The 10625-nt window shown below is 66.5% G+C and carries 11 protein-coding genes; 6 read left to right on the top strand and 5 right to left on the bottom strand.

All coding sequences use genetic code 11. From position 1 onward, the window contains the following. The 4 genes from VEY12_08780 to VEY12_08765 form a co-directional block, all read right to left on the bottom strand. The coding region (locus tag VEY12_08780) for a succinate dehydrogenase iron-sulfur subunit (GenBank protein HYM40219.1) at window positions 1-780 on the bottom strand (780 nt) is incomplete at its 3' end. Window positions 781-782: 2 nt separating this feature from the next. Beyond that, on the bottom strand, window positions 783-1133 hold the full coding sequence (locus VEY12_08775; GenBank protein ID HYM40218.1) for a hypothetical protein: 351 nt from the start codon (window positions 1131-1133) through the stop codon (window positions 783-785). Continuing rightward, window positions 1133-1627, bottom strand: coding sequence for a hypothetical protein (locus VEY12_08770; protein ID HYM40217.1), 495 nt, complete (start codon window positions 1625-1627; stop codon window positions 1133-1135). The genes VEY12_08775 and VEY12_08770 overlap by 1 nt, the downstream gene beginning before the upstream one ends. Before the next feature lies 1 nt (window position 1628). After that, a complete protein-coding gene (locus VEY12_08765; protein ID HYM40216.1) occupies window positions 1629-3341 on the bottom strand; it encodes a succinate dehydrogenase/fumarate reductase flavoprotein subunit in 1713 nt (570 codons plus the stop codon). A gap of 363 nt (window positions 3342-3704) precedes the next feature. Between VEY12_08765 and VEY12_08760 the strand changes: the two genes are divergently transcribed. From VEY12_08760 to VEY12_08750, 3 genes are all read left to right on the top strand, one after another. After that, window positions 3705-4103 carry a hypothetical protein gene (locus VEY12_08760; protein ID HYM40215.1) on the top strand — a complete coding sequence of 133 codons (399 nt, stop codon included), beginning with the start codon at window positions 3705-3707 and terminating at the stop codon, window positions 4101-4103. A 23-nt stretch (window positions 4104-4126) separates the two neighbouring features. Beyond that, window positions 4127-5299 (top strand): acyl-CoA dehydrogenase family protein, encoded by a 1173-nt coding sequence (locus VEY12_08755; GenBank protein ID HYM40214.1) that lies wholly within the window; start codon window positions 4127-4129, stop codon window positions 5297-5299. A gap of 96 nt (window positions 5300-5395) precedes the next feature. Next, entirely contained in the window at window positions 5396-6016 is a 621-nt protein-coding gene (locus tag VEY12_08750) for a hypothetical protein (GenBank protein HYM40213.1), read from the top strand. A 19-nt stretch (window positions 6017-6035) separates the two neighbouring features. Here the strand turns inward: VEY12_08750 and VEY12_08745 are convergent, their stop codons facing one another. Beyond that, window positions 6036-6530 (bottom strand): DUF6114 domain-containing protein, encoded by a 495-nt coding sequence (locus VEY12_08745; GenBank protein HYM40212.1) that lies wholly within the window; start codon window positions 6528-6530, stop codon window positions 6036-6038. A 166-nt stretch (window positions 6531-6696) separates the two neighbouring features. Between VEY12_08745 and alaS the strand changes: the two genes are divergently transcribed. The 3 genes from alaS to VEY12_08730 all read left to right on the top strand — a co-directional run. Continuing rightward, a complete protein-coding gene (alaS, locus tag VEY12_08740; GenBank protein HYM40211.1) occupies window positions 6697-9399 on the top strand; it encodes an alanine--tRNA ligase in 2703 nt (900 codons plus the stop codon). A 1-nt stretch (window position 9400) separates the two neighbouring features. Continuing rightward, the gene (locus tag VEY12_08735; protein HYM40210.1) at window positions 9401-9988 is read left to right on the top strand and encodes a VIT1/CCC1 transporter family protein; all 588 of its coding nucleotides are present in this window, start codon (window positions 9401-9403) and stop codon (window positions 9986-9988) included. 43 nt (window positions 9989-10031) lie between these two features. After that, window positions 10032-10625, top strand: a 594-nt coding sequence (locus tag VEY12_08730) for a site-2 protease family protein (protein HYM40209.1), incomplete at its 3' end; no start/stop codon positions are given.

Raw genomic sequence — 10625 nt, 5'->3', positions numbered from 1 at the left:
GAGCAACTGAACGCCCATCGCAGGGTCCACTCCTTTAGGGCAGACGGCGCTGCACGAGCCTGCCAGCTCGCACCGGAAGCAGCCATGGGGCGAGTCGACGGCTTCCGCGCGGTCAGGCCAGCCCTGGTCGCGGGAGTCGATCCCGAAGCGGTACGCCTGGGCGAGCGCCTGCGGGCCGAGGAAGTCCTTGTCCATCCCGACGATGGGGCACGCGGCATCGCACAGCCCGCACATGATGCACATCGTGAACTGATAGAACTCGAGCTTCTGCTCCTCGCTCTGGAGCAGCTCCTTCTCGATGGGCTTGCCCTCCCCGTTCTCCTTCCGAATCAAGTACGGGCGGATTCTGTTGTGGTGGGAAAAGAAGTCGTCGAAGTCCGTGGCCAGGTCGCGGATGACCTCATAGTTCGTGAGGGGTCCGACCTCGACCACGTCGGTGCCGAGCTCCGCGATCTGGGTTTCGCAGCCCAGCATGGGCTTGCCGTTGATGAGCATGCCGCAGGAGCCGCAGATGCCCATCCGGCACGAATAGCGGAACGCCAGGCCGTTGTCCACGTTCTCCTTGACCCACAGGAGCGCGTCCAGGACGGTCAGGCCCTTGGACACGGGCACGCGATAGGTGACCATCCGGGCGCCGTCGCCCTTCGAGTTCGGGTTGTAGCGGAAGACCTTCAGCAGGATCGTCTGCGGGTTCGAGACGAGCGCGCTCTCCGGAGTGACTTCGATTCGGATCGCCTCCTGCTCCTTGGGCCGCGGAGCGTCCTCGAGGGTGACCACCACGCTCAGGACCCCCCGAACGCAAGGACGATCGTCCGCAGGCCCCAGCCGAGCATGATGACCGCGAGGCCCAGGGTGACGCCCGTGACCGCGCCGTGCCACCGCTTCCCGGGCCGCCACTCCAGGAGGATGTTCCGCAGGCCGTAGAGCCCGTGGTAGGTCGCCGCAATCAGGAGAATGGTCAGGAGGCTCACGGACAACGCGTCCTTGTACCGCGCGATCGCGGTCTGATAGCTCAGCGCGTTCGCATAACCGCTCACGCCGAGGAACGCCTGCATCGCCAGATGCAGCGCCAACGTGACGAGGAGCGCGAGGATCATCAGGTAGTTGACCAGCGCGAGCGTGGACTCCTTCATCAGGCTGCCCCCAGGAACAGGATGAAGACTCCGGCGATGGCGGAGAGCCCGGCCATCAGCATCGCGGTCAGGAGGATGGACTGCTGGCCTTTCCCCAGACTCTGCGTCTTGTACGGATAGTCGGGGCGGATCGGATGGCCGACAAGCTTCGTTGCCTCCAGGAGCATCACCCGGATCCCGTTGATCCCGTGGAACGTCGCCCCCACGACGACGAGGAGTTCGCCGATGTGGGCGAGCGGGTTGAACAGCATGCCCATGAGCCCGGCGAAGACGTCCTGACCGCCCGGCACGCCGCCGGGTCCCGGGACGATGGTCCCCGTTACGAAGATATGGAAGAACAGGTAGACGAGGATCCCCACGCCGGAAACACGCTGCGCGAGCAGAGCGAGTTTTTCCAGCGTGAACGGGCGCCGGAAGCCCCACCGCACCTGGGTCGTGATGAGGTCCTTCTTCGGGGCCTTCGCCTTCTCGATGGACACGATCGCGTCGGACATGTCAATACTTCCTTTCGACGGGCTGGTGTGTCGTGATCGTCACCGGAATGTAGGCGAGCTGAGGGTGACCGTCCGGGCCGCGGTGCGCCAAGGTGTGCTGGAGCCAATGGACGTCGTCCCGTTTCGGAAAGTCGAGGCGGGTGTGGGCCCCGCGGCTCTCCTGCCGTGCGAGCGCGCCCGCGACGACGATCTCGGCGGCGTTCAGGAGGGAGTCGAGCTCGAGGACGTGGAGGAAGTTCGTGTTGTACTCGCGCTCCTTGTCGCCCACCCTGTGGTACGCCTGCGATCGGAGCGCCTGGATTTCCCGCTGGGCGCGCGCCAGACCTTCACCGGAACGGAACACGTAGGCGTCCCGGTCCATGATCTCCTGGAGCCTGTCCCGGACCTCGTACGGGCTCACGTCGCCGTCGCCGTTCAGGGTCTCATCGAACAGGCGCGTCTCCTCGGCGAGGATCTGCTCCTGAGGCAGTCCATTGCCCTGCCAGCCTTTCACATAGTACGCCGCCTCCGTCCCCGTGATCCGGCCGTACACCAGGCAGATCGACGTGGAGTTGGACCCGAGGCGGTTCGCGCCGTGCACGCTGACGCACGCGGCCTCTCCGGCCGCCCAGAGGCCCTTCAGTTCCGTGGCGCCCTTGATATCCGTGTGGACGCCGCCCATCGTGAAGTGCGCGGCGGGCTTGATCGGAATCAGGTGGTCGACGGGGTCGATCCCCAAGAATTTCATCGTCACCTCGCGGATCTGCGGCAGGCGCTCGAGGATCTTCTCCTTCCCCAGGTGCCGCAGGTCGAGCCCCACGCACTTGATCCCCTCAGGGCCGTCAATCCCACGGCCTTCGTTAATCTCGGTCATCTCGCTGCGCGAGACGACGTCGCGGGGAGCGAGCTCCATCTTCCTCTCCGCGTAGTGCTTCATGAAGCGCTCGCCGTCTTCGTTCACGAGGTATCCGCCCTCGCCGCGCGACGCCTCCGTGATGAGGATGCCGCTGGGGACGAGGCCGGTGGGGTGGAACTGGATGAACTCGAGGTCCTTGAGCGCGAGGCCGGCGCGATACGCCATGTACAAGCCGTCCGCGGTGGAGTGGTGACCGTTCGTCGTGAAACCGAAAATCCGGCCTGCACCGCCCGTGGCCAGGATGCCGGCCTTCGCACGCACGACGGCCAGGTTGCCCGTCCTTAGGTCGATCGCGGTGATTCCCGCGAAGCGACCGCCCTCCTTGAGGATCGAAGTGGCGAACCACTCGTGGTGCACGTGGACGTTCGGGAACGCCTGGATCGCCCCGTACAGGGTCTGCATTTCCAGGAAGCCAACCTTGTCCGCGGCGAAGGTTGCGCGGGGGAATTCGTGGCCCCCAAACGGCCGCTGGGCGATGCGCCCGTCGGGCCGACGGGACCAGGGCATCCCCCATCGCTCCAGGAGGCGCAGCTCCTCGGGCGCGGTGTGCACGTACATCTCCACGGCGTCCTGGTCTGCGAGGAAATCGGAGCCCTTGACCGTGTCCCAGATGTGGGAATCGAAGGAGTCGCCCTCGTCCGGGTACAGGACCGCCGCGGTGCCTCCCTCCGCGGCGACGCTGTGGGACCGCATCGCCTGGGTCTTCGTGATGATTCCGACGTCCAGGCGGCCATGGCTGACCCGCGACGCCTCGAGGGCAGCGCGCAGGCCCGCGAGTCCCGAACCTATGACGACGATGTCATGCTCGATTCGTTCCATCGGCTCCCTGGTTGCAGTCAGGAGCCCCAGGCCCTAGACCCCGCCGTCCATGCAGTGTTTGCTCTCCCTGAAAGAATATACATGGGTATTATTCGGGGTTCTTAGGCTGCGCGCCCCGACGACTTAGGGGAGCCTAATCCCTGGAGGAGCGGCGCACGGAAGCCCTTAAGTGACGCCCCCGCCTTTCTTCGTCGGGGCGGGTTCCTGACCCTCTTCTACTTCGATCAAGAGACCACGGGAGACGACCCTCAGCAGGACCGAATCATCACGGTCCAGCTCCACCAGCTCGACGAGAATCTGGAGCCCGTCGGCGCCTTCCAGATCCTGGCGGAGTGGGAGTGGGGCGAGAAGGAGATCCTCCAGATGATCCTCCGGAAGGGAATCCTCCAGCCCGGGTGGGACTTCGTGCCCGTTGGGAACCGGCTCCGGTTCGACCTCACCTTCCTCATCGAGCGGGCGACGAAGTGGCAGCTGATCGAGTGGGACGTGGCCACGATGAAGTACTACTGGTTCTCGAAGCCTTTCCTCGACCTGCAGCCCGTTCTGATCCTGATGAACCGCGGCCGGTTCGAAGGCTCGAGCCTCCACGTATTCGCAGACAAGGAGCCGGGCGCTCGCGTCCCCGTCCTTTACCGGAAGGGCGCGTACGGCGACATCATCGCGTACGTGACCCGAGAGCATGACGCTGCTTTGGACTTGCTCCGCGAATCGCGGAAGCTGCTCACGGACCTCGGCGACGCGCGGCGGCGTCCGCCCGCGTAAGCGGGCGAAGGCTCAAGCCCCCGATGGCGTTTGCCCGACCGGGCCAGGGCATGGACTTCGAGTTCGGCGAAGAGCATGAGATGATCCGCAAGACGGTCCGGGAGTTCGCGGAGAGGGAGATCCGACCCGTGGCTGCGTTCCATGACCAGACGGGCGAGTTCCCGGCAAAGACCGTGGCCGGGATGGCCTCCCTGGGCCTCATGGGGATGCTCATCCCCACGGAGTACGAGGGCGCGGGACTCGACACGATCGCGTTCGCCACCGCACTCGAGGAGATCGCTCGCGTGTGCGGCTCTCACGCCCTCATCATGTCCGCGCACAACACCCTCGGGATGGGGAACCTCTGGCTTGCGGGGACGGAGGCCCAGCGGAAACGGTACATCCCGGAGCTGGCGAGCGGGAGGAAGCTCGCGGCATGGGCGCTCACGGAACCGGCGAGCGGGTCGGACGCGGCCGCCATGCAGACGACGGCCAAACGGACGGCCCGCGGCTGGGTTCTGGACGGGACGAAGAACTTCTGCACGAACGCTCCCGTGGCGGGGACCTTCGTCATCATGGCCGTCACCGACGCGTCCAAGGGGAACAAGGGGATCAGCGCGTTCATCGTGGAGCGCGGGAACCCCGGCCTGGAAATCGGGAAGGTCGAGGACAAACTGGGTGTCCGTGCGAGCGGCACGGCTCAGGTCCTCCTCAACGACTGCCACGTGCCCGCGGACGCGATGCTCGGCGAGCAGAACCAGGGTTTCGTGAACGCGCTCCGCATCCTGGACAACGGAAGGATCGGTATCGGCGCCATGGCGGTGGGACTGTCTCAAGGAGCCTTCGATGCAAGCGTGGCGTACGCGAAGGGACGGGTCCAGTTCGGGAAGCCGATCGCGGACCACCAGGCCATCCAGTTCATGCTGGCCGACATGGCGATGCGGATCGAGGCCGCACGCGCCCTCGTACTCCGCGCCGCGTGGCGCAAGGACCGGGGGCTTCCGTTCAAACGCGAGGCCGCCATGGCGAAACTCTACGCGAGCGAGATGTCCTCGTTCGTCACGAACAAGGCGATCCAGATCCACGGCGGGTACGGATACATCAAGGACTATCCCGTGGAACGGCTCATGCGGGACGCGAAGCTCACGGAAATCGGGGAGGGCACGAGCGAGGTGCAACGCCTCGTGATCGCGCGGGAATTGCTCCGAGGGGCGTGAGACCACGGATATGGACGAAACCTTGAAACCGCCCGAGCGCATCCAGACATCCTCCGCCGCGGAACCCGCCCGAGCTCGGCGGACGGAGGCGTTGGCATGAACGCGAAGGCTGTCTTGAAAGACATTGCAAAGTGTCTCGCGCACGGCGCCATCTTCTCGATCCTCATCTATGCCGTGGGCTGGTTCTTCGGATACCTGACGTCGTTCCTCGCCCTGATCGGCGCCCTCCTCGGACTCATCCTCTCGTTCGTGCTGCTCATGCTGGTCTGGGGGATCGTGAATTCCCTCATCGCGAGGCTGCTCTGGTTCCCGGTCGAGAAGGGCTGGAAGGCCTGGCTCGGTCAAGGGTTCTCCCTCGCCCTGGCCCTGGGCATCCTGGGTATTCCGTTGATCCTCGCACTCCCCTACATGGCCCGCCTTCCCTACGACCAGTTCGTCATCCTCCTTGTCGTGTTGGCGATCTTGTACTCCCTTCTGGATGGGTTCATCGCGATGCGGGTCGCCCGCCACTGGAAGATGCGCGGCATCGGCGTGAAGGTCGCCACGGAGGGGACGAACTGGACCCCAGACGTGGAGCTCCAACCGGACAACCCGAACTCCCTCCACTGCCCGCGCTGCGGCTCGACGAAGATGATCGTGGCCAAGGACAACTCCGCACTATGCCTCGAGTGCCAGCGAGGCGTGCGCAGCGAGCGGATGGGCGGGACCGCGGGTTAGGGCTGTGGCCCCGTTCCCCTCAGGGCGCGCCGGGCGAGGCCGGCTCCGGGGGAGCGCTCCCGGCGTGAGCGCCGCAGAAGGGGCAGACGGGGTAGTGGGCGCGGACGTGGCGTCCGCACGCGAGGCAGGTCCGGTAGTCCTCGAATCCCAATCCGGCGAGGGGCTTCCAGGCGATCGCCAGGGAACCGCCGACGAGGGCCAGGGGCACGCCGACGAAGACGAAGATGGCCCACGGACCGTAGAGGGTCATCAGGCTCGCGACGGCGAACACGAGGATCGTGACGCCCCAAGCGATTCGGTACTGGGGTGCCAGGAAGAGGAGCGCCGCACCCACAAGGAGCGCGGTCCCCAGCACCAAGCTGATGACGCTGTACACATCGTAGGAAGCGTAGCCGTAGTAGTAGTTCCCGATGTTCAGGATGCCGTAGACTCCGCCCGCGGTGACGAAGAGCCCGCCGAGGAGGGACAGGATGAACCCCGGGATCGGACGCTCGATCGGGCGCTTGCTTGCCATGCCTGGCTGCACAGAATCCCTCCGGCGGCGGCATCGACCCGGGCGCAGATAAGACCTTGGTCTCGGTTCGGGCCGAGCCTCACGTAGCCCGTGACCCGGGCGCGGTCACCGGGAGAATTCCGCCACCCGGGAACCTTTATGCCCCGCCGTCCCTTCGGAGGCCTGAATGCCCGAGAGCGAGTACGAGGTCGAGCTCTTCCGGACGCAAGGCTTCACGCGGCAAACGTGCGCGAAGTGCGGGACGCCTTTCTGGTCCCTGGGCGTCCACGAGACGTGCGGCGAAGCGCCGTGCCAGGAGTACGACTTCATCGGGGCCTCGCCGTTCAAGAAGAAGCTCCCCTACCGCGCGATGCGGGAGGACTTCCTCTCGTTCCTAGAGCAGAACGGCCACGCGCGCGTCAAGCGCTACCCCATCGTCGCGCGCTGGCGCGACGACGTGTTCTTCACCCAGGCGAGTGTGTACCCGTTCCAGCCCTGGGTGATCGGTGGGCAGGCGAGTCCGCCCGCGAACCCGCTCGCGATCAGCCAGCCGTGCGCGCGCTTCAACGACGTGGACAACGTCGGGAAGACGGGTTCCCACTTCACGTTGTTCGAGATGATGGCGCACCACGCGTTCAACTTCCCCGGGAAGTTCATCTACTTCAAGGACCGCACGGTCGAGCTCTGCCACACGTTCCTCACGGAGCGCCTGGGCCTTGACCCCACGATCGTGCGGTACAAAGAGAACCAGTGGCGGGGAGGCGGAAACAGCGGTCCCTGCTTCGAGGTCGTCTTCGGCGGCGCGGAGCCCGCGACCCTGGTGTTCATGATGAACCGGGAGGTCGACGGCAAGGTCGTGCCCATGGACACCCAGGTCGTCGACACGGGCTATGGCCTGGAGCGCCTGACGTGGATCTCCCAGGGGACGACGTCCGCCTACGAGGCGGTCTTCGGAGACGCCCTGGCCTATCTGAAGCGGGCCACGGGCGCGAAGCGGGTCGACGAGCGCATCCTCAAGGAGTACTCCAAGGTCGCGGGGATGCTCAAGGTGGAAAACCTCGCCGACGTGCGCGAGATCCACCGCCAGACCGCAGACCGGGTGGGCATCGCCGTCGAAGAGCTCGTGGCCCAGATCACGCCCCTGGCATCCCTGTACACGATCTGCGACCACTCACGCGCCCTCATCTTCCTCCTGGGTGACGGCGTCACGCCGTCGAACAGCCGGGAGGGCTACTTCGCGCGCCTCCTGATTCGCCGCGGCCTCCGGGCGCTCAAGGACTTGAACATCGCTTACACGCTCTCGGACACGATCAGCTTCATGATCGACCAGATGCGCGAGGACTATCCCGAGTTCTTCTTGAACAAGGGGGATATCCTCAAGCTCCTCAAGGTCGAGGAGCAGCGGTATCGGGAGACCCTCGAGAAGGGGCGCGCGATCGTGGGCCGCATGGAAGGCGAACTCCGCGCGGCGGGGAAGGCGTTCGACGTCGAGACGCTCTTGCAGCTGTACGACAGCCACGGGCTCAATCCGGACGTTGTGCGGGAGTTCACGTCGTTGCCCGTCGAAGTCCCGGACGACTTCTACGCGCGGGTGGCGGACCGCCACATCCAGCCCACCCGGGAGGCGGAGAGGAAGTTCGACGTCGCGGGTGGACTGCCGCCGACCAAGCTCCGTGTGTACGAGGACCGGAGGAAGCGGACGTTCCGGGCAAAGGTCCTCTCGTTTCAAGGCGGAGCCCTCGTCCTCGACCAGACCTACTTCTACCCGGAGGGCGGGGGCCAGGAGGCCGACCACGGGACCATCGGCGGCTTCGAGGTCCACGACGTCCAGAAGGTGGGCGCCTCCGTGCTGCATTTCGTCCGCGGCGACGCGTCGCCCCTCGTGGGCAAGAAGACCAAGTGCGAGATTGACGGCGCCCGGCGGGATGCGCTCACCCGGAACCACTCCGCGACGCACATCGTCCTCGGGGCGGCGCGGAAGGTCCTCGGCAACCACGTCTGGCAGGCGGGAGCGCACAAGGCGCAGGACGTCGCGCGCCTAGACATCACCCACTTTGACGCGCTGTCCGAGGAGGAGACTGCCCGCATCGAGGACCTGGCCAACGGACGCGTGCTCCAGGACGGGCTCGTTCGGGCCAAGTTCATGCCCCGGGACCTTGCGGAACGCAAGTTCGGGTTCCGGCTCTACCAGGGCGGCTCCGTCCCCGGGGGCGAGCTCCGCGTGGTGGAGTTCCCTCACTGGGACGTCGAGGCGTGCGGCGGCACGCACGTTCCCAACGCGGCGGACGTCGGGCTCATCAAGATCCTGCGGACCACCCGCATCCAGGACGGCGTGGTGCGGATCGAGTACGCCGCGGGCGGGGCTGCGTTGGCGGCAATCCGGGCCCAGGAGCGGGAGCTCTCGAAAGCGGCCGAGGCCTTGGGGGTTCCGGCGGCCCAGGTCGCGACCGCGGCGTCGCGCATCGCGGACGAGTGGCGCGAGCAGCGGCGGCAGCTCGAGAAGGTCCGCTCCGATCTCGCGGGTGCCGCGGCGAAGAACCTCCTCGAGGACGCGACGACCGTGGGCGACGTGAAGGTCGTCGTCCGTCAGATCGAGGGGGACATGAGGGATCTCATGGCGCTCTCAAGGCAGATCTGCGCGGACCCGAAGGCCGTCGCCATTCTGGGAGCCACGTCTCCCTCCGGCGCGAGCCTCATCGTCTCGCACGGGTCCGGGGTCCAGCTGGATGCCCGCGAGGCGCTCACGGACGCCGTCCCCCACATCGGCGGTAAGGGGGGCGGCCGCGCGGATTTCGCCCAGGGCGCCGGCCCCGACGGGAGCGGGATCGCCCAGGCCCTCGAAGTCGCCTTGCGGCGGGTCCGGGAGAGCGTCTCCGCACCGAGCGGGTGACATGGAGCCGCGGCCCTGGCGCCAGCGGATTAGGGAGTACAGCGAAGTCACGGACCTGGGGCCCGTCGTCCGTCGGTACTTTGTGATCGGCGCGTTCGACGGGGCGCTCACGATCCTTGGGATCATCGTGGGAGCGACGGCGTCGGGAGTCCACGAATCGGAGAAGACCGTCGTCCTCACCGCGGCAATCAGCGCCGCGATCGCCCTCGCGGTGAGCAGCGCCGTGGGCGCGTTCGAGGCGGAACGCGTCGAGAAGAAGCTGGACATCCACACTCTCGAGCGCGCGATGCTCACCCGGCTCAGCGAGGAGCACAAGGGAGCCTTCCGATTCGCCGCCTACACGAGTGCGTTCGCCCACGGCGTCGCGCCCCTGGTCGCGGCCCTGCCTCCCATCGTGCCGTTTCTCCTGCTGCCCTTCCAGGAGGCGACGCTCATCGCGGTGATCCTGACCCTCGTGTTCCTGTTCGGCATGGGCGCGTACCTGGGTCGCCTCGTGCGCGAGCGGATCGCGTACACGGGTCTGCGGTTCGTGGCCGCGGGGCTCCTGACGGCTCTCGTGCTTTGGATTCTCCGGGGCGGCACTCCATGAACCCGGCCGCAGCTTCAAATACGCGCGGGGGTTGAGACGCCCGATGCTGTCCGCGGACCAGGAGATCGAGAACCTCCGGGACATCGTCGCGCGGCACTTCACCGTGTACGGGACGATCGTCACGCCCCTCGCGCTCACCTTCCAGGTGGCCATGCCCGCGGACGGAAACCTCGACAAGCCGTTCGACGAACTCCGGCGAGAGCTCGTGCCGAAGGACTACATCCCCTCGATCACGCGGGAGCGAGGGGAGCTTCTCGTCCACGTCCAGCGGCGGCCGAAGCAGCGGTTCACGGGCATTTCGGTGAACGTCACGATGCTCCTGGTCACGATCCTCACGACGACCTTCTTCGGCGGCGCCTACAACTGGTCCCAGTACATGGGGGAGCCCCTGCTGTCCGTGGACGCGCTCCTCAACGGGACGATCTTTTTCACGCTGCCCCTGCTCGCGATCCTCGGCTTCCACGAGATGGGGCACTACGTCGTCGCGAAGCGGTACCGGATGCAGGCCTCCCTGCCGTTCTTCCTGCCGAGCATCCCGCCCCTCGGCACGTTCGGTGCGTTCATCAGCATGCGCGACCCGTTGCCGAGCCGCCGCGCACTCCTGGACGTTGGCGCCTCAGGGCCGCTCGTGGGGGTC

Source organism: Thermoplasmata archaeon (assembly GCA_035632695.1).
Lineage (GTDB): Archaea > Thermoplasmatota > Thermoplasmata > RBG-16-68-12 > RBG-16-68-12 > RBG-16-68-12.
Note: the sequence above shows the minus strand (reverse complement) of the source record. Positions and strands in the feature narration are given on the sequence as shown.

Bases quoted from the DNA above. Each gene is read 5' to 3' on its own strand.
- VEY12_08775 (HYM40218.1), bottom strand. From the start codon at position 1,133: ATGAAGGAGTCCACGCTCGCGCTGGTCAACTACCTGATGATCCTCGCG.
- VEY12_08770 (HYM40217.1), bottom strand. From the start codon at position 1,627: ATGTCCGACGCGATCGTGTCCATCGAGAAGGCGAAGGCCCCGAAGAAG.
- VEY12_08765 (HYM40216.1), bottom strand. From the start codon at position 3,341: ATGGAACGAATCGAGCATGACATCGTCGTCATAGGTTCGGGACTCGCG.
- VEY12_08760 (HYM40215.1), top strand. From the start codon at position 3,705: ATGATCCTCCGGAAGGGAATCCTCCAGCCCGGGTGGGACTTCGTGCCC.
- VEY12_08755 (HYM40214.1), top strand. From the start codon at position 4,127: ATGGCGTTTGCCCGACCGGGCCAGGGCATGGACTTCGAGTTCGGCGAA.
- VEY12_08750 (HYM40213.1), top strand. From the start codon at position 5,396: ATGAACGCGAAGGCTGTCTTGAAAGACATTGCAAAGTGTCTCGCGCAC.
- VEY12_08745 (HYM40212.1), bottom strand. From the start codon at position 6,530: ATGGCAAGCAAGCGCCCGATCGAGCGTCCGATCCCGGGGTTCATCCTG.
- alaS (HYM40211.1), top strand. From the start codon at position 6,697: ATGCCCGAGAGCGAGTACGAGGTCGAGCTCTTCCGGACGCAAGGCTTC.
- VEY12_08735 (HYM40210.1), top strand. From the start codon at position 9,401: ATGGAGCCGCGGCCCTGGCGCCAGCGGATTAGGGAGTACAGCGAAGTC.